The 17,281-nt window shown below is 69.1% G+C and carries 19 protein-coding genes; 4 read left to right on the top strand and 15 right to left on the bottom strand.

The genetic code is table 11. The annotated features are described in order from the left end of the window. Positions 1-265 precede the first annotated feature (265 nt). Positions 266-799 carry a hypothetical protein gene (locus QM624_RS18810; RefSeq protein WP_415094665.1) on the top strand — a complete coding sequence of 178 codons (534 nt, stop codon included), beginning with the start codon at positions 266-268 and terminating at the stop codon, positions 797-799. A gap of 65 nt (positions 800-864) precedes the next feature. Here the strand turns inward: QM624_RS18810 and QM624_RS18805 are convergent, their stop codons facing one another. From QM624_RS18805 to folP, 7 genes are all read right to left on the bottom strand, one after another. Next, positions 865-3,363, bottom strand: coding sequence for an ATP-dependent Clp protease ATP-binding subunit (locus QM624_RS18805; RefSeq protein ID WP_415094663.1), 2,499 nt, complete (start codon positions 3,361-3,363; stop codon positions 865-867). Between the two features lie 143 nt (positions 3,364-3,506). Further along, on the bottom strand, positions 3,507-3,833 hold the full coding sequence (locus tag QM624_RS18800; RefSeq protein ID WP_415094661.1) for a histone-like nucleoid-structuring protein Lsr2: 327 nt from the start codon (positions 3,831-3,833) through the stop codon (positions 3,507-3,509). 386 nt (positions 3,834-4,219) lie between these two features. Beyond that, positions 4,220-4,762 carry a hypothetical protein gene (locus tag QM624_RS18795; RefSeq protein ID WP_298130175.1) on the bottom strand — a complete coding sequence of 181 codons (543 nt, stop codon included), beginning with the start codon at positions 4,760-4,762 and terminating at the stop codon, positions 4,220-4,222. A 9-nt stretch (positions 4,763-4,771) separates the two neighbouring features. Continuing rightward, positions 4,772-5,284: a DUF3180 domain-containing protein gene (locus QM624_RS18790; RefSeq protein ID WP_415094659.1), complete on the bottom strand. Its 513-nt coding sequence runs from the start codon at positions 5,282-5,284 to the stop codon at positions 4,772-4,774. Next, complete coding sequence (gene folK / locus QM624_RS18785) at positions 5,284-5,850, bottom strand: 2-amino-4-hydroxy-6-hydroxymethyldihydropteridine diphosphokinase (protein WP_415094657.1); 567 nt, start codon at positions 5,848-5,850, stop codon at positions 5,284-5,286. Before folK ends, QM624_RS18790 begins: the two co-directional genes overlap by 1 nt. Beyond that, the gene (gene folB / locus QM624_RS18780) at positions 5,847-6,218 is read right to left on the bottom strand and encodes a dihydroneopterin aldolase (RefSeq protein ID WP_415094655.1); all 372 of its coding nucleotides are present in this window, start codon (positions 6,216-6,218) and stop codon (positions 5,847-5,849) included. The genes folK and folB overlap by 4 nt, the downstream gene beginning before the upstream one ends. 21 nt (positions 6,219-6,239) lie before the next feature. Beyond that, positions 6,240-7,073, bottom strand: a complete 834-nt coding sequence (folP, locus tag QM624_RS18775) for a dihydropteroate synthase (RefSeq protein WP_415094653.1) — start codon at positions 7,071-7,073, stop codon at positions 6,240-6,242. Positions 7,074-7,178: 105 nt separating this feature from the next. On the opposite strand from folP, the gene QM624_RS18770 reads away from it, so the two are divergent. Beyond that, entirely contained in the window at positions 7,179-7,598 is a 420-nt protein-coding gene (locus tag QM624_RS18770; RefSeq protein WP_415094651.1) for a GNAT family N-acetyltransferase, read from the top strand. A 172-nt stretch (positions 7,599-7,770) separates the two neighbouring features. Here the strand turns inward: QM624_RS18770 and folE are convergent, their stop codons facing one another. From folE to dacB, 6 genes are all read right to left on the bottom strand, one after another. Next, complete coding sequence (gene folE / locus QM624_RS18765) at positions 7,771-8,334, bottom strand: GTP cyclohydrolase I FolE (protein WP_298130165.1); 564 nt, start codon at positions 8,332-8,334, stop codon at positions 7,771-7,773. Between the two features lies 1 nt (position 8,335). Continuing rightward, entirely contained in the window at positions 8,336-10,462 is a 2,127-nt protein-coding gene (gene ftsH, locus QM624_RS18760; protein WP_415094648.1) for an ATP-dependent zinc metalloprotease FtsH, read from the bottom strand. 84 nt (positions 10,463-10,546) lie between these two features. Next, a complete protein-coding gene (gene hpt, locus QM624_RS18755) occupies positions 10,547-11,098 on the bottom strand; it encodes a hypoxanthine phosphoribosyltransferase (protein WP_415094646.1) in 552 nt (183 codons plus the stop codon). 39 nt (positions 11,099-11,137) lie between these two features. Beyond that, entirely contained in the window at positions 11,138-12,121 is a 984-nt protein-coding gene (tilS, locus tag QM624_RS18750) for a tRNA lysidine(34) synthetase TilS (protein WP_415094644.1), read from the bottom strand. Further along, positions 12,088-13,065: a zinc-dependent metalloprotease gene (locus QM624_RS18745; RefSeq protein ID WP_415094642.1), complete on the bottom strand. Its 978-nt coding sequence runs from the start codon at positions 13,063-13,065 to the stop codon at positions 12,088-12,090. Before QM624_RS18745 ends, tilS begins: the two co-directional genes overlap by 34 nt. Then, on the bottom strand, positions 13,058-14,443 hold the full coding sequence (gene dacB / locus QM624_RS18740) for a D-alanyl-D-alanine carboxypeptidase/D-alanyl-D-alanine-endopeptidase (protein ID WP_415094640.1): 1,386 nt from the start codon (positions 14,441-14,443) through the stop codon (positions 13,058-13,060). Before dacB ends, QM624_RS18745 begins: the two co-directional genes overlap by 8 nt. A 77-nt stretch (positions 14,444-14,520) precedes the next feature. On the opposite strand from dacB, the gene QM624_RS18735 reads away from it, so the two are divergent. Both QM624_RS18735 and QM624_RS18730 read left to right on the top strand, forming a co-directional pair. After that, the gene (locus QM624_RS18735) at positions 14,521-15,084 is read left to right on the top strand and encodes an inorganic diphosphatase (RefSeq protein ID WP_415094638.1); all 564 of its coding nucleotides are present in this window, start codon (positions 14,521-14,523) and stop codon (positions 15,082-15,084) included. Positions 15,085-15,088: 4 nt separating this feature from the next. Continuing rightward, positions 15,089-15,583, top strand: coding sequence for a SixA phosphatase family protein (locus QM624_RS18730; RefSeq protein WP_415094636.1), 495 nt, complete (start codon positions 15,089-15,091; stop codon positions 15,581-15,583). 10 nt (positions 15,584-15,593) lie between these two features. Here QM624_RS18730 and QM624_RS18725 read toward each other — a convergent pair whose 3' ends face one another. Further along, positions 15,594-16,196, bottom strand: a complete 603-nt coding sequence (locus tag QM624_RS18725; RefSeq protein WP_415094634.1) for a hypothetical protein — start codon at positions 16,194-16,196, stop codon at positions 15,594-15,596. 135 nt (positions 16,197-16,331) lie between these two features. Further along, positions 16,332-17,198 carry an exodeoxyribonuclease III gene (locus tag QM624_RS18720; protein WP_415094632.1) on the bottom strand — a complete coding sequence of 289 codons (867 nt, stop codon included), beginning with the start codon at positions 17,196-17,198 and terminating at the stop codon, positions 16,332-16,334. Between the last annotated feature and the right edge of the window lie 83 nt (positions 17,199-17,281).

Raw genomic sequence — 17,281 nt, 5'->3', positions numbered from 1 at the left:
CGACCGCGCGGCCCGCGGCCACGTGCTGCACCGGCTGCGGAACCGCGATGCCGGCGACAGGGCGTCTGCCGACCAGCTGACCGCCGACTGGCCGGACGCCGCGCAGGCCAGCAAGGCGTTGCGCTCGCTGGTCGCCGACGGACTGGTCATCGCCGAGGCGGACGGCTACCGGCTTTAGCGGAACCTCATAGCACCCGGGCCACCGGGCCTGTCTCAGGACCGCCACCACCGCCTCGTATCCTGGTAGAGATTCAGGAGGGCACCCATGAGCAATGAGCAGTATTCGCCTTGGGCGAGCGGCGACGGCTTCGGCACCCCGCGTCCGCAACCGGCGCGGTCCGAGGAGCCGCCGACCCGTGAGCAGCCGACTACGGCGTACTACACGAATCCGACCCCGCAGCCGCACGACCCCACCGAGCCCAGCGGGTGGTCGCAGCCGCAGCAGTTCGGCGCGCTGGTGCCGCAGCCGCAGTACCCGTCGCCGAGTGCCGCCTACACCTTCGGCCAGCAGATGCCGTACGGGGTTGCCGGCGAGCTGCCCGAGCATCCGAACGCCATCACCACCCTGGTGCTGGGCATCGTCGGCCTCGCGGCCATGTTCGTCGCCTTTCCGTTCATCAGCCCGGTCGCCTGGTACCTGGGCGCGAAGGCCCGCCGCGACATGCGGAACGAGCCGGGCCGGTACCGCCCCTCCGGCACGCTGACCGCCGGCTACGCGCTCGGCATCGTGGGCTCGGTGATCTCGATGCTGTTCGTCGGGCTGATCCTGCTCGCGATCCTGCTGGTCGCCCTCACCTAGACGCCGACGGGGCCCCGGGGAGAAGTTCTCCCCGGGGCCCCGTCACGCTTGCCCTGTGCCCTGGCTCAGCTGGTCTGACCCAGCTCGGCCGGCACGTCCGGCATCTGTGCCTTCGGGACGCCGTTGAAGGTGAACGCCAGCTCCGAACCCTCGGGTGCCACGTCCACCACGACGATCTCGCCCGGGTGGATGTCGGCGAAGAGGATCTTCTCGGCCAGGATGTCCTCGATGTCGCGCTGGATCGCGCGACGCAGCGGACGAGCACCCAGCACCGGATCGAAGCCACGCTTGGCGATCAGCGCCTTGGCCGCGTGGGTGAGCTCGATGCCCATGTCCTTGTCGCGCAGCCGGGACTCGATCTCGGCGACCATCAGGTCGACGATCCGCTCGATATCGGCCTGCGACAACTGGTGGAACACCACGATCTCGTCGACGCGGTTCAGGAACTCCGGACGGAAGTTCTGCTTGAGTTCGTCGGAGACCTTTGCCTTCATCTTTTCGTAGCTGCTGGCGCTGTCCGAAGACTGGCTGAAGCCGAGGTTCACCGACTTGGAGATATCGCGCGTCCCCAGGTTCGTGGTCATCACGATCACGGTGTTCTTGAAGTCGACGACCCGGCCTTGCGCGTCGGTCAGACGCCCTTCGTCCAGAATCTGCAACAGCGAGTTGAAGATGTCCGGATGCGCCTTCTCGATCTCGTCGAAGAGCACCACGCTGAACGGCTTGCGACGCACCTTTTCGGTGAGCTGGCCGCCCTCTTCGTAGCCGACATAGCCGGGGGGCGAACCGAACATCCTCGAGGCGGTGTGCTTCTCGGAGTATTCGCTCATATCGAGGGTGATCAGAGCGTCTTCGTCGCCGAACAGGAACTCGGTCAGCGCCTTGGTCAGCTCGGTCTTACCGACGCCCGAGGGGCCGGCGAAGATGAACGAGCCGCTGGGCCGCTTCGGGTCCTTCAGCCCGGCACGGGTACGCCGGATGGAGCGCGACAGCGCCTTCACCGCGTCGTGCTGGCCGATGTAGCGCTTGCCGATCTCCTCTTCCATCTTCAGCAGCCTGGAGGACTCCTCCTCGGTCAGCTTGAAGACCGGAATGCCGGTGGCGGAGCTGAGCACCTCGGCGATCTCTTCCTCGCCGACCTCGGCCGGCACGTCGGAATCGCCGACCTTCCAGGCCTCCTCCTTCTCGGAGCGGGCGATCAGCAGCTTGCGCTCGTCGTCACGAAGCCGGGCGGCGCGCTCGAAGTCCTGCGCGTCGATCGCGGCCTCCTTCTCGAGCCGCACCTTGGCGATCCGCTCGTCGAACTCGCGCAGGTCGGGCGGCGCGGTCATCCGGCGGATCCGCAACCGAGCGCCGGCCTCGTCGATCAGGTCGATGGCCTTGTCGGGCAGGAATCGGTCGGAGATGTACCGGTCGGCCAGCTGGGCCGCCGCGATCAGCGCCGCGTCGGTGATGGTGATCCGGTGGTGCGCCTCGTAGCGATCGCGCAGGCCGCGCAGGATGTCGATGGTCAACGCGATGGACGGCTCGGCCACCTGGATCGGCTGGAAGCGACGCTCCAGCGCGGCGTCCTTCTCGATGTACTTGCGGTACTCGTCGAGGGTCGTCGCACCGATGGTCTGCAGCTCGCCGCGGGCCAGCATCGGCTTCAGGATGGACGCCGCGTCGATCGCGCCCTCGGCGGCACCGGCACCCACCAGGGTGTGGATCTCGTCGATGAACAGCACCACGTCGCCACGGGTCTTGATCTCTTTGAGCACCTTCTTCAGGCGCTCCTCGAAATCGCCGCGGTAGCGCGAACCGGCCACCAATGCACCCAGGTCGAGGGTGTAGATCTGCTTGTCACGCAGCGTCTCGGGGACGTCGCCACGGACGATCGCCTGGGACAGGCCCTCGACCACGGCGGTCTTGCCGACGCCGGGTTCGCCGATCAGCACCGGGTTGTTCTTGGTGCGCCGGGACAGCACCGTCATCACCCGCTCGATCTCTTTCTCGCGCCCGATCACCGGGTCGAGCTTGTTCTCGCGGGCGGCCTGGGTCAGGTTGCGGCCGAACTGGTCGAGGATCGACGAGCCCTGCTGCTGCGGCCCGGTCTCGGGGGCGCCTGCGGTGGCGGCCTCCTTGCCCTGGAAACCACTGAGCAGTTGCAGCACCTGGTTGCGCACCCGGTTCAGGTCGGCGCCCAGCTTGATCAGCACCTGCGCGGCAACGCCCTCACCCTCGCGGATCAGGCCGAGCAGAATGTGCTCGGTGCCGATATAGGGGTGATTGATCTGCAGCGCCTCGCGCATCGACAGTTCGAGCACCTTCTTGGCCCGCGGCGTGAACGGGATGTGCCCGGTGGGCGCCTGCTGGCCCTGCCCGATGATCTCCTCGACCTGCTCGCGGACGGCCTCCAGCGAGATGCCGAGCGCTTCGAGCGCCTTGGCGGCAACGCCCTCACCCTCATGGATCAGGCCGAGCAGAATGTGCTCGGTGCCGATGTAGTTGTGGTTCAGCATGCGCGCCTCGTCCTGGGCAAGGACGATCACCCGCCGTGCTCGGTCGGTGAACCGGTCGAACATTCCGCACTCCTCACGTCGGCGCCGGGGAGGCCCCAGGCACCCTCAGTGTATTCAACCCGGCTGTCCGGGCATCTGTTCCAGCTTCGCCCACGGCGAACGGCCCCGGGAAAGATCCCCGGGGCCGTCCGACGTGATGCGTGTGCTCAGGCGTGAGCCCGCTCGTAGGCTTCGCGAATCTCGGCGGGCACCCGGCCACGGCTCGACACCGTGTAGCCGTTCTCGGTCGCCCAGGCCCGAATCTCGGTTGCCGAATTATTGCCGCCCGCGCGCCGGCGTCCGCCGGCCTTGCGCTTGCCGCCGACCCGACGTCCGGCCGCCACATAAGGCGCCAGCAGGTCACGCAACTTCGCGGCGTTTTCATCGGACAGGTCGATCTCGTAGCTCACCGAGTCGAGACCGAAAACGATGGTCTCGGCTGCCTCGGTGTTGTCCAAGTCGTCCTCGAGCCGATAGACGATGCGTTGCGCCATCAGTAAATCCTCCCAGTGTGAGTGCCTTTGCTTTCGCGACCGCTCCCCCGATCGGTCGACTGTGCTCCACACTACAGGAAATCAATACGCCCGCAAAACATTCCGAGTCTTCGCTTTAACCGAGAATTGGGATTTCTCGACACCTAATCTGATTAGAGGTTCGCGGTGCGGGCTGTCGAGTTGGGCGTCGTTGAGGTGCGTACATGAGTACTGACCACGACTAAGAAGAGTAAACAGAAGGTGTCGGGTACGCGTCGGGTGACCAAGCGACTTACCCAGCCGCGGAATCTCTTAGCCCGGCGAGCATGCCCGGCACAGCCATTGCCCCCAGCTGGGGTCGCGCAGTAGCCGCAGATCGGTGGATCCGGGCTCAGCCCCGGTCCAGGCTAGGCGAGCCGACGAACACTCTCGTCGCGGCTCCACAGTTCGCGGGCGGTCACCCACGGATCGATCACCTGGCCGGAGCGGCCGAGTTCGACGATGCGGGCATCGGATTCCAGCACGGCTTGAAGTTCCAGCTCGACGCGCAGCGCCTCGTAGTTGCCGCGCAGGGTGGAAACCTCCTGGCGCAGCGCACACACCCGCCGACCGGAGGTCTCGAGTTGCCGGTGCAGCGCCTCCACGCGCGAGCCGAGGACTTCGACCACCGCACGCTGACGAGCACGTTCGGCGCGTAGCTGCTCGGCGTGCACCAGCACCTGGTGCAGGGCACGAGCCTCACGAAGCCGCTGCGCCGTCCGATTCTCACGCCAGGCCAGCAGGCAGGCCAGGGCGGCGCCGGCCAGCAGTGCGACCAGCCCGAGGCCACGACCGAGTTGGTCGCCGAAGAGATAGGCGAGCACCGCCACACAACTGACCAGGGCAAGGGTCGTCCAGGACACCACCCGGGCTCGGGTGGGGCGACGGACACGTCCCGGGTGCGGCTTCACGGCCGAAGCCTAACCGGGGCTGCCGCTCTCGCCGTCCTCAGCCCCTGGCGCGTCGCCGGATTCATCGTCCGGAGGCACCCGACAGGCCCGCTCGAGGGCCGATCCGGCCACTGCCAGCGCCACGCTGAGCACCGCCGACACGGCCGCCGAGATGACCCGCTCGCGCGGCAGGGCGGCGTCCAGGTTGGGCAGCGAGCGCAATGCGATCACGGCGTAGCCGGCCGCCAGCGCGGTGCCACCGATCAACGCCGCCTTGCCGGCGAGCAGCAGGGCAATCGCCCGCGCTGGCTCGACAGGTACCCGGCGCACCTGCACGGTGCGGTGCATCCAGCGAGCGGCCAGCCAGGTCGCCACGGCGAGGACGGCCACCGCGACCGCGGTGAACGGCGGAACCAAGGGGATCGACCAGCCGAAGCTCTCCGTACTGGACAGCACGATCCAAGCCAGCCCGGCACCCACGACCGCAGCGATCACCAGCACGGTACGGCTGGTTCGCTCGACGCTCGGCCGAGGCTCGGACATCACAGATCGATGACGAGGTCGTCGCGGCGCCGCACGCCTGAGGTGTCGACGTCACTGAGCAGGTCGGCGACCCGTCCGAGGGTAGGCAGGGCGGCGTCCGGGTCGATGTCGAGCCAGGGCACCAGCACGAACGCGCGCTGATGCGCCCGCGGATGCGGCAGCGTCAGTTCGGGGGTTTCCTTGATCCGGTTGCCGACCGTGATCAGGTCGACGTCGAGGGTGCGGGCTCCCCCCGGCACCTCGCGGGTGCGCAGGAAGTTCTTCTCGATGGCCTGGGCGCGTTCCAGCAGCACCAGGGACGCCAGGGTGCTGTCGGCGCGGACGATGATGTTGAGGAAATCCGGCTGCTCCTGCACCGGCCCGACGGGTGCCGTCTCGTACACCCCGGAGACGTCGGCGATGCTCAGCGTCGGGGTGTTGCGAAGCAGGTCGACGGCGCCCTGCAGGTAGGCCAGCCGGTCGCCGAGATTGGAGCCGATCGAGAAGATCACCTGACGCAGCGGCACCATGCCCGACAGGGTGTCGACATCGAGATCGAGGTGGACGTTGGGGTTGAAGTCGGTCACGCGGTGCGCCTCCTGGTGATGGTGACAGCCACATCGGCCAGTTCGACCGGCATTCTGGCCTGCGGTTTGTGAACGGTGACCTCGACAGCCGACACCAGCGGACGGCTCAGGCAGGTGGCCGCGATCCGCTCGGCGAGGGTCTCGATGAGGTTCACCGGTTCGCCGGTGACATCGCCGGCGATCGCCGTGGAGAGTTCGGCGTAGTCCACGGTCGTGGCGAGTTCGTCGGAGGCGGCGCGAGGAACCAGATCACAGGTCACGTCGACCACGAAATCCTGCGGCTCGACCCGTTCGAAGTCATAGACCCCGTGGGTGGTCCGGAACCGCATTCCGGTCAGTCGGACCCGGTCGGGACTCGGCTCTGCCATGCGCTCACCTCCGACAAGACCCTACTGCACCCCACCGCGGCGCTCCTGCGCGAGCCTGGCCACCACCGCGACGGCATCGGCGTGCGCCCGGACGGTGTGGGTGCGCACGCCCCACACACCGCGCTCGGCGCACAGCGCGGTGAGTGCCACCGAGGCATCGTCACGTTGCCGCGGTTCGCGTCCGTCGAGAAGTTCGCCCAGGAAGCGTTTGCGGGAAGCGCCGATCAGCAGCGGCTGACCCAGTGCGGCCAGCTCTTCCAGGCGGGCCAGCAGCGTCCAGTTGGCGTCGGGGGTCTTGGCGAAACCGAGCCCCGGGTCGAGCACCAGCCGATCCGGGGCGATACCCGCTGCCAGCGCGGCGTCCCGGCGCTGCGCAAGTTCGGCGGCGACGTCGCGGACCACGTCGTCGTAGTGGGTGAGTTGCTGCATCACGTCGGAATGGCCGCGCCAATGCATCGCGACGTAGCCCACGCCCAGTTCGGCGACCACGTCCAGCATGGCCGGATCGGCCAGGCCGCCGGAGACGTCGTTGACCAGTTCGGCGCCGGCGGCCACCGACGCCTTCGCCACCTCGGCACGGGTGGTGTCGATGCTGACCGCGGCCCCTGCGGCCACCAGTTCGGCGATCACCGGCAGCACCCGGCGCAGTTCCTCCTGCACCGGTACCCGCGCCGCCCCGGGCCGGGTCGACTCGCCGCCCACGTCGATCAGGTCGGCGCCCTCGGCCAGCAGCTGCCGTCCGCGGGCGATGGCCGCCTCAGCCGACAGGAAGTCGCCGCCGTCAGAGAACGAGTCCGGCGTGACGTTGACGATGCCCATCACCAGGGTCCGCCCAGCGCTCTGCAACTGCCTCACCCGCGGCAGCCTATCCAGCCGCCCGGCTGGTTCGACCCTGCTTCTGGTTGTTACCAAACCGTCCGGGGCACCAGGAGCCGCACCCTTCGTGCCACGCTCTCATTCATGAGCGAAGTGATACTCAGCGAGGTCGACGAGCCGGGCCGCGAGGAACTGCTCGAACTGTACGGCTCTGTCGGCTGGACGGCATACACCCGCCAGCCCGACACTCTCGTCCGGGCTGTTCGCGGATCGCTGCGGGTGGTGACCGCTCGATCCCACGGGAAGCTGGTGGGGCTGGCCCGAATCGTCGGCGACGGCTCCACCATCGCCTACCTGCAGGACGTGCTGGTCGACCCCTCACACCGACGCGAGGGCCTGGGGCGCCGATTGGTCGAGACGGTCCTGCAGGGCCCGGGCGAGGTCCGGCAACAGGTTCTATTGACCGACGCTGAACCCGGCCAACGAGCCTTCTATGAGGCTCTCGGCTTCATCGAGGTCGGCGAATCCGAGCCATCGCTGCGCGCATTCTTTCGGCTGCGTTGAACCGCGCAAACCGCTTCGTGGTGGTTATACGACAGGGGTCGGCACTGATCAGCCCGAACCAATTGCCGGTTGATTAGGAACTTTTTCAGACCGCTGATTTCAACCGGGAAACGGTGTGACGCCTCGACAGGGTGCGCCGGCGGCCGTATTTCGGCCGGAAAGCGGTTCGAACTCAGCCGATGATCAGGCTCATCGCCTCGGCCCGGGTGGCCGGGTTGCGCAGTGCGCCCCGGACGGCGGAAGTCACCGTCTTCGAGCCGGGCTTGCGGACGCCGCGCATGGTCATGCACAGGTGCTCGCATTCGATCACCACGATCACGCCGCGGGGCTGCAGGTGCTCGACCAGGGCGTCGGCCACCTGGCTGGTCAGCCGTTCCTGCACCTGCGGGCGCTTGGCGAACACGTCGACCAGCCGGGCCAGCTTGCTCAGCCCGGTGATCCGTCCGTCGACGGCCGGGATGTAGCCCACGTGGGCGACCCCGGTGAACGGCACCAGGTGATGCTCGCAGGTGCTCCACACCTCGATGTCCTTGACCAGCACCAGCTCGTCGTGGGCGATGTCGAAGGTGGTGCGGAGCGCATCGGCGGGGTCGCCGTCCAGGCCGGCGAAGATCTCGGCGTAGGCGCGGGCGACCCGGGCGGGTGTCTCGCGTAGCCCCTCCCGGTCGGGATCCTCACCGATCGCAGCGAGGATCTCGCGGACGGCGGCCGCCACCCGTGGTTGGTCCACCGGCATGTCAGCGCTCCGGCGGAGGCGCCCAACCGGCCGGCGGCTGCTGGGGAGGCTGCTGGCCGTACGGGGGCTGGCCGCCGTAGGGCGGCTGCCACTGCGGCTGGGACGGGTCGTGCGGCGGCTGCGGGGCGCCACCACCGGGGGTGGTCGGCACCGGCACCTGGATCGAGCCGTTGGGTCCGAGCAGCGGCGGGCCGTAGGTCGGCTCCGGCTTGGGCGCGGGCGGCGGCGGATCGACCGGCGGCAGGTCGGACGGCACCCGGGTGTCGGAACCCGTCCAGGCCGGACGCTTCGGCCAGCGCACCAGCGGCTCGAAGATCTTGGCCACCTGCTCCTTGTCCAGGGTTTCCTTCTCGAACAGCTGTCGGACCAGTTCGTCGAGCACCTCGCGGTTGGTCACCAGGCAGTCGAACGCCTCCTGGTGGGCGGTGTTGATCAGCCCGGCGACCTCGGCGTCGATGGCGGCCGCGATCGCGTCGGAGTAGTCGCGGTGCCCGCCGCCCATGCCGGCCTGCATGCCCAGGAACGGTTCGTCGGAGTCATTGCCCAGCTTCACCGCACCGAGCCGTTCGGTCATGCCGTATTTGGTGACCATGGCCCGCGCGGTGTTGGTGGCCTTCTCGATGTCGTTGGCGGCACCGGTGGTCGGGTCGTGGAAGACGAGCTCCTCGGCGGCCCGGCCACCCAGCATGTAGGCCAGCTGGTCGAGCAGTTCGCCGCGGGTCTTGGAGTACTTGTCCGAGTCGGGCATCACCATCGTGTAGCCGAGCGCACGGCCGCGGGGCAGGATGGTCACCTTCTGCACCGGGTCGGTGCCGGGCATCGCCGCGGCGACCAGGGCGTGGCCGCCCTCGTGGTAGGCGGTGATCAGCAGTTCGCGCTCGTTCATGATCCGGGAGCGCTTCTGCGGGCCGGCGATCACCCGGTCGATGGCCTCGTCCAGATGTTCCTTGGTCAGGTAGCGCTGGTTCTGCCGGGCACACAACAGCGCCGCCTCGTTCAGCACGTTGGCCAGATCGGCGCCGGTGAACCCGGGGGTGCGCTTGGCCACCGACTCGAGATCGGCGTCCGGGGCCATCGGCTTGTTCGCGGCGTGCACCCGCAGGATCTGCAGCCGGCCCTTCATGTCGGGCGCCTCGACCGGGATCTGCCGGTCGAACCGGCCCGGCCGCAGCAGGGCCGGGTCGAGCACGTCCGGACGGTTGGTGGCGGCGATCAGCACCACGCCGCCGCGGACGTCGAAGCCGTCCATCTCGACCAGCAGCTGGTTCAGTGTCTGCTCACGCTCGTCGTGGCCGCCGCCCATGCCAGCGCCGCGGTGCCGTCCGACGGCGTCGATCTCGTCGATGAAGACGATCGCCGGGGCGGCCTCCTTGGCCTGCTCGAACAAATCGCGGACGCGGGACGCGCCGACACCGACGAACATCTCGACGAAGTCGGAACCCGAGATCGAGAAGAACGGGACGCCGGCCTCGCCGGCCACCGCGCGGGCCAACAGGGTCTTGCCGGTGCCGGGCGGGCCGTAGAGCAGCACGCCCTTGGGAATCTTGGCGCCGACGGCCTGGAATTTGGCCGGCTCGGAAAGGAATTCGCGGATCTCCTGGAGTTCCTCGATGGCCTCTTCACAACCGGCGACATCGGTGAACGTGGTGCGCGGGGTGTCCTTGGTGGCCAGCTTCGCCTTCGATTTGCCGAAGCCCATCACCCGGTTGCCGCCGCCCTGCATCTGGTTGAGCAGGAAGAAGAAGATCAACCCGATGACCAGGAACGGCCCGACAGTGAACAGCAGCATGCTCCAGATGCCCTGTTGCGGAACGTCGCCGCTCCAACTCTCCAGGGTGTGGTTGGCCATCCGCTGGTTCAGCCGGTCGATGATCTGCTGGCTCTGGTTACCGATCCACTTGGCCCGGACCTTGGTGCCGTCCTGTTGCTCGACCCGGATGTCCTGCTCGCCCTCGACCAGGGTGACGCTCTTCAGCGGGGTGTCGCTGTTGATCAGCGCGACCACTTCGGAGGTGGGCTTGGCCTGGTAGCCGTTGGCATTGCCGATGTAGTCGATAAGCAGCGCGATCCCGAGGAACGCCAGGATGATCCACAGGATCGGTCCTCGGAACAGTCGTTGAGCCTTCATTACCCACCTTTGTTGAGCGCGGCGGCCGCCGTCGATCCCCAAGGATAGACGGGCGTTTCCCGCCCGGGCCCGGCCGCCCGAGCCTCAGGAGTAGACGTGCGGAGACAGGGTGGCGACGTCACGCAGGTTGCGGTACCGCCCGGCGTAGTCGAGGCCGTAGCCGACGACGAACTCGTTGGGCAGGTCGAACCCGACGTACTTCACCGCGACCGGGCTGTTCAGGGCGTCCGGTTTGCGGAACATGGCCATCACTTCGAGGCTGGCCGGGTTGCGCGACTTCAGGTTCTGGATCAGGTACGCCAGCGTCAGACCGGTGTCGACGATGTCCTCGACGACGAGCACGTGACGTCCGGCCAGATCGGTGTTGAGGTCTTTCAGAATGCGCACCACACCGGAACTCTGGGTGCCCGAGCCGTAGGACGAGATTGCCATCCAGTCCATCTCGCAATGCCGGACGAGGGTTCGGGACAGGTCGGCCATCACCATCAGGGCGCCGTTGAGGACACCGACCAGCAGCAGATCCCGACCGTCGTAGTCGGTCTCGATCTCGGCGGCCAGAGCCTGCAACCGGTCCTGAATCTGGTCGGACGTGTAGAGCACGTCGATGAGGTCGGACCGAATGTCACTGGCGTCCACACGCGCACCTTAGCGAAACCTGAGCGTTGTGCCGAACCGTCACTCGACACCGGCCGGAGGGAGAGCGACCAACAGCCCGTCGCGGCGCACCACCCGGACGCCGGGCACCTCCACCCAGCGCTGGCCCCGCCAGCCGATGACCAGCTCCGCCACCGCGAGGGTGTGACCCCGGTTCACCTCGGTGGCGCCCTGGCTCAGCAGCCAGCGCCGCAGCACCCGCTGCCGCAACGCCGCCGGCAGTTGTTCGAGGACGACGCACGGCAATTCATCGGGGGCCTGCACGGCGGCGGCGAGCTCGTCCAGGGCGTCGGCGTCCTCGCGGGCCAGTGCGGCGGTACGGGCCAGCGCCTCGGCGACGCCGGGGCCGAGTTCGCGTTCCAGCACCGGCAGGACGGCCTCACGGACCCGCACCCGGGTGAACCGCCGCTCGGTGTTGTGCGGGTCGTCCCACCAGGCCAGGCCCAGTTCACGGCAGCACTCCCGGGTGGTGGCCCGGGGCAGGTCGAGCAGCGGACGCGCGAAGCCGTCGCGGCGCTGCGCCATGCCGGCCAGTGAGCGCAGCCCGGAACCACGGGCCAACCCGAGCAGCACCGTTTCAGCCTGATCGTCGCGGGTGTGGCCGAGGTAGCACACCTCCCCCGGCCGCCGGACGTCGCTGAGCGCGCGATACCGCGCCTCCCGTGCCGCCGCCTCCGGGCCGGAACCGTCGGCATCCACCCGCACCGTGACGACCTGCGCCGGCAGCCCCGCCTGGTCAAGGCCGGCCGCGACCACCTCGGCATGGGCGGCGGAGCCGCCTTGCAAACCGTGGTCGACAACCACCGCACGCGCCGCGAAATCGGACCGCCGCGCGGCCAGCCGGACGCCGTGCGCCAGCGCCAGCGAATCGGCACCACCCGAGCAGGCGACCAGCACGTCCTCGCCGCCGTGGATCCGCTCGATGGCGGCAACCATCGCCAGGGTGGCCGGCCCGAGCGCCCGGCGGGCCATCAGCCGACCCGCTGAGGCACCCGGCGCAGCCATCCGGCCGGGTTGTGCAGCTCGTCGAGGGTGGGCAGCAGTTCGGGTGCTCGGAACGCCAGGTTGAGGCCGTCGACCCCGGCCTCGGCGATCACCGCGCGACAGAACCGGGCGCCGTGCAGGTACTGCTCCCGTTTGGCCTGCAGGCCGAGGATCCGGGACAGCACCTGGATCAGCCCGCCGGCGTCCCGGCGGCCCTCAAACCGTTGGCGCAGCAGGGCGGCCTGCGGCACCAGAGGGTCGGCGGCGGAGTCCATCACCACGTCGGCATGACCCTCCAGCAGCGACATCACCGCGGTCACCCTGTCGAGCGCGGCTGCTTGCGGAACCGACAGCAGCCGGAGCCGTCCGGACCGTTCGCCGGCGTCGTCGAAGACGTCACGCAGCAGGCTGAGCAGGTGGACCGCCAGCCAGGGCGCAGCACCGAACTGGAACCGATGGGTCTGCTCGTGCAGGCAGACCCACTGCCGGAAGCCGCGCGGCTCGACCGCCATCGACCGTTCGGCGGCGACGATGTTGGGTGCGACCAGCAACAGCCGCGGCACCGGCGAATAAGGGTCGTACTGGCCGAGGATGCGGGTCGCCACGAAGGCGAGCGCCGAGCCCAGTTGGGCGCCGGCGAGACGTCCGGAGACCTTCTCACCCAGCGTCGCCGGCGGCGTCTGGCCGATGGTGAGCAGCATGGCTTCGGTCATCGACACCACCGCGCTCACCCAGCCGGCCCGGTCCAGCACCAGGGTCTCGGTGGACGGCGGGACGGCCAGTCCGCTGGCCGCGGCCACGGCGTCCGTCGCCCGATCTGCGCTGGACCGCAGCTCGGCCACCACGTCGGACGCCTCGTCGCGGCTCAACTCCGGGCCGGCCGGGACCAGTCGCCGTCCGACACCGGCGGCCACCGACCAGTCCACCGCGGGCACCGCGACCGAGCCGTCGTCAGATTCAGCCACAGCCGCACGCCGCCCAGCGGGCCGTGGTGGTGTCCATCCAGTCTCGGACGGCCAACGGCCGGCTCACCTGGTTGGCGACCAGGGCGAAGACCACCGGCGCACCGTCGGAGGTGACCAGGTAGCCGGCCAGCGTGGTGACGTCGCGCAGGCTGCCGGTCTTGGCCCGGACGACGCCGCGTCCGGCTCGCTCACGGGCATCGTCAAACCGGTCGGTCAGGGTGCCGGTCACGCCGCCGACCGGGAACCCCTCCAGCAGGGAACGGAAACGTTCCTCGGTGAGCACCAACTGGACGGCCTTCACCAGCACCCCCGGCGTGACCCGGTTCTCCCGGCTCAACCCGCAGGTGTCGTCGATGACCATGCCGGACGCCCACAACCCGAGCCGGCGCAACGTGTCGGTCACCGTGCGGCTCGCACCGGCGAAGTCGCCGCGCTGCCCCGAGGCCAGCGCCGCCTGTCGGGTGAGGGTCTCGACCGCGGTGTTGTCGCTGGCCTGCAGGGCGTGCGCGATCAGCTCCTCGACGCTGGGCGACTGGACGGCCGCCAGTTCGCGGGCGTCGTCCGGTGCCTTCATCGGCGTGACCGCGGTCACCGTGACACCGGCTTTGGTCAGCCGCTTCGCGAACTTCTCGGCGGCCGTGCGGGCCGGATTCTTGTCGGCCTCGCCGGTGCGGGTGCGTCCGCCGTCGATCATCAGTGCGGTGATCGGGGCCACCGAATAGCGGTAATTGTCGGTCCAGTGCCGGTGCCAGGGGTTACCGGTGAACAGCGTTGCGTCGTAGCCGAGCTTCACCCGGGTCGTCCCGGCACGGACGAGTTCGGCGGCGGTCGAGTTGGCCAGTTGCTGCAGCGAGGCACGTCCGTCGGCGCGGGCGTCGCGCAGCAGCGGATCGCCGCCGCCGCGCAACACCACCGTCCCGGCCTTCGGGCTCACCGTCGTGGTGGCGAACCTCCGGTCGTTACCGAGCGTCTCCTGCGCCACCAGGGCGCTCAACAGCTTCAGCGTGGACGCCGGAACGGCCGGCCGGTCGCCGCGATCGATCAGGGTCTGCCCCGATTGCGGATCGGCGACCACCACCGAGGTCTTGCCGGCGGCCCCCTTCGGCAGCTTGGCCAGCCTGGCGAGCAGCTCCTTGGCGGCCGGCGCCGGGGTTTGGCTGAGGTCGTCCAGCGGCAGCGCCGCCGGACTTGCGGTGACCGGTGCCCGATAGCCGGCCGGTGGCGGCGAGTTCCGCACCACGGTCGCGCTCGGCAGCACCGCGGCGCGCCATTGCGGCACCGCCAGCAGAGTGGTCGCGCCCACCACGACGACCGCGAGCAGCACCAGCACCACCGTCCGGGCCCGGCGGGCGGCCGTCCGGGCTACCGCTTTCGGCATGTTGCCGCGGGCATGGTTGGCGATAGGGTCGAGCGTGGCACCACGCCATCATGACAGCCTCCGAAAGGGGAACCGTAGTGGCCGAGTTCACACGCGCCAAGATTCCAGCCACCCTGCATTTCGATGTGACGATCGAAATTCCCAAGGGCACCAAGAACAAGTACGAGATGGACCACCACACCGGCCGCATCCGGCTCGATCGGACGCTGTTCACCTCGACCCAGTACCCGAATGACTACGGCTTCATCGAGGGCACCCTCGGCCAGGACGGCGATCCGCTGGACGCCATGGTGCTGGTTCCCGAAGCCACCTTCCCGGGTGCGCTGATCGAGTGCCGCGCGATCGGCATGTTCCGGATGACCGACGAGATGGGCGGCGACGACAAGGTGCTGTGCATCCCGACCGCCGACCATCGGCAGGACTTCCTCACCGAGCTGAAGGATCTGCCCCAGCTCACCCTGCTCGAGATCGAGCACTTCTTCGCCGTTTACAAGGACCTCGAGCCCGGCAAGTCGGTCGAGGGCGCAGTCTGGGTCGGCCGCACCGAAGCGGAGGCCGAGATCTTCGAGAGCTGGCGGCGGGCCCAGGGCACCGATTACGAGAACGAGTTCACCCGCTCCGAGCCCGAGCCCGAGTCCTGACCGAGTGAGCACACTGCACCTGCTGCGCCATGCCGAGGCCCAATGGCAGGCGCCCGGCCCCGGCGGCGATCATGCCCGCCGGCTGAGCACCCGTGGCATCGTGCAGGCACGTGGTGTCGGCGAACATCTGCGCGGCGCCGGGATCGAACTGATCCTGGCGTCGTCCGCCACCCGCACCATGCAGACCGCCGAGGCGCTCGGCCTCGGCGTGCCGATCTGGTCGAGCGATGCCATCTACAACGCCGGTGCGATGTCGATCCTCGAGGAGCTGATGACCGTGCCGAGCGGCTGCAGCAGCCTGCTCGTGGTCGGTCACGCGCCGGGGATTCCGGCGCTGGCGCATGCTCTGGCCGACGGCTCATCGGACGCCGAGGCGCGGGCCCTGATCGCCTACCGGTACCCGCCGGCGACACTGTCGACGCTGACGGTGCATTCGTCGTGGGCGAAGCTGCGGACGGCCTGCCTGGTCTCGGCGCGGATCGCTCCGGAACCCGGCTGAAGCCGCCGGATCAGATCAGCCGGCGCACGTAGACCCGGGCGTCGCCGGGGCCTGAGCACTCGATCCATGCCTTGATCGAGCACACGTAGGTGGCGTTCTTCTGGCTGTTCGGATCGACGATGGTCACCCGGAATTTGTCCGGCAGGTCGGTCCCCAGCGTGCGGACGGCCGACAGCACCCGGGTGGCGACCGCACAGCTGGTGTTGGTGCTGCGGGCCACCTCGGTGGTGCAGACCACCGCGCTGCGCGGCGGCGTGCTGCTCAGCGGAGTGGCGGTGACGGTGGCGGGCGCCGAACCGGAGGTGATCGGACGGGCACCGACGGTCTGCCCGATCAGCCAGGCCAGGCTCACCACGGCCGCGATCAGGGCCACCGACAGGCTGACCAGGGCCAGCGTGTTGCGCCGGTTGCGGCTGGTGTCTTCGACGGGCCGGAACCGGGTGGTCTCGTCCGGATCCCAGTCGTCGGACTCGGGTGAGGATTCACTGGGACCGGCCGGGTCGCCGGTGAAACGGACCGGCGGGATCTCTCCGGTTCGCTCGGCGTCCTGCGACTGCCCGGCATCGTCGCGGACGGCGTCCGGAACCGGACGTCCACAGGCGGGGCAACGCAACGCGTCATCGGAAAGCGGTCGGCCACAAGCCTCGCACGACTGCATGCAAACTCCCGATCAGAACGGACACTGGCCCCGATTCTGGCACAGGCCGTGCCGGACTCCGACTACGACCGCGGCGTCCTGTGTGGCCAGCTACCGCGACTGCGGCAGCTTGCGGGTTCCCCGGCGTGGTGTGCGTGGTGCGGACGGCGGCGGGACCATCGGCCCGATGTCGCCGTCCGGCGCCTCGTCGAGGTCGACCATCACCGGGGCGTGGTCGCTGGGGCCGGTGCCCTTGCGGGCCTGCCGGTCGATCCAGGCCGCCGCCACCCGGGACGCCGTCGCCGTGTCGGCCAGCACCAGATCGATCCGCATGCCGAGATCCTGATGGAACATGCCGGCCCGGTAGTCCCAGTAGCTGAACACCCGCTGGGTCGGCCAGCGGTCGCGGACGACGTCGTGCAACCCGAGATCGGTGAGCGCCTGCAGCGCCGCGCGCTCCGGTTCGGTGACGTGGGTCTGGCCGATGTAAGCCTGCGGGTCGAAGACGTCGGCGTCGGTCGGGGCGATGTTCATGTCGCCGCACAGCGCCACCCGTTGCGGGCCGGCGGCCACGTCGGCGCGCAGCGCGGCCAGCCAGTCCAGCTTGTAGCGGTAGTGGTCGGAGTCGGGCTCCCGGCCGTTCGGCACGTACAGGCTGTGCACCCGCAGGCCATCGCAGTCGGCGCTGATCGCCCGCGCCTCGGGTCCGGGAAAGCCGGGCATGTCGGGGAAGCCGCGCTCGACGTCGTCCAGCCCGACCTTGGAGAGCAGCGCGACACCGTTCCACTGACCCTGGCCGTTGCTGGCGAACTCGTAGCCGCGTTCCGCCAGCGGCTCGGCGAACAACTCCGCGAAGGCGTCGTCGGTGAGCTTGGTCTCCTGCAGGCAGACGACGTCCGGACGCCGCTCGTCCAGCCAGGGCAGCAACCGAGGCATTCGCTGTTTGGCCGAGTTCACATTCCAGGTCGCGATCCGCACCCGGTCAGGCTACGTGAGGTTCGCCGTCCGGATGCCGGGGTTACACTGCGGCCACGTTCGGGTAGAGCCTGAGGAGGCGGTGG

It is taken from the genome of Micropruina sp. (assembly GCF_047606365.1).
In the GTDB taxonomy this organism is placed as follows: domain Bacteria; phylum Actinomycetota; class Actinomycetes; order Propionibacteriales; family Propionibacteriaceae; genus Micropruina.
Note: the sequence above shows the minus strand (reverse complement) of the source record. Positions and strands in the feature narration are given on the sequence as shown.

Coding starts and splice junctions, on each gene's coding strand:
- QM624_RS18805 (WP_415094663.1), bottom strand. CDS start 3,363: ATGTTCGACCGGTTCACCGACCGAGCACGGCGGGTGATCGTCCTTGCC.
- QM624_RS18790 (WP_415094659.1), bottom strand. CDS start 5,284: ATGTCCGAGCCTCGGCCGAGCGTCGAGCGAACCAGCCGTACCGTGCTG.
- folE (WP_298130165.1), bottom strand. CDS start 8,334: ATGCCGGTGGACCAACCACGGGTGGCGGCCGCCGTCCGCGAGATCCTC.
- folB (WP_415094655.1), bottom strand. CDS start 6,218: ATGGCAGAGCCGAGTCCCGACCGGGTCCGACTGACCGGAATGCGGTTC.
- dacB (WP_415094640.1), bottom strand. CDS start 14,443: ATGCCGAAAGCGGTAGCCCGGACGGCCGCCCGCCGGGCCCGGACGGTG.
- tilS (WP_415094644.1), bottom strand. CDS start 12,121: ATGGCTGCGCCGGGTGCCTCAGCGGGTCGGCTGATGGCCCGCCGGGCG.
- QM624_RS18810 (WP_415094665.1), top strand. CDS start 266: ATGAGCAATGAGCAGTATTCGCCTTGGGCGAGCGGCGACGGCTTCGGC.
- QM624_RS18800 (WP_415094661.1), bottom strand. CDS start 3,833: ATGGCGCAACGCATCGTCTATCGGCTCGAGGACGACTTGGACAACACC.
- QM624_RS18770 (WP_415094651.1), top strand. CDS start 7,179: ATGAGCGAAGTGATACTCAGCGAGGTCGACGAGCCGGGCCGCGAGGAA.
- ftsH (WP_415094648.1), bottom strand. CDS start 10,462: ATGAAGGCTCAACGACTGTTCCGAGGACCGATCCTGTGGATCATCCTG.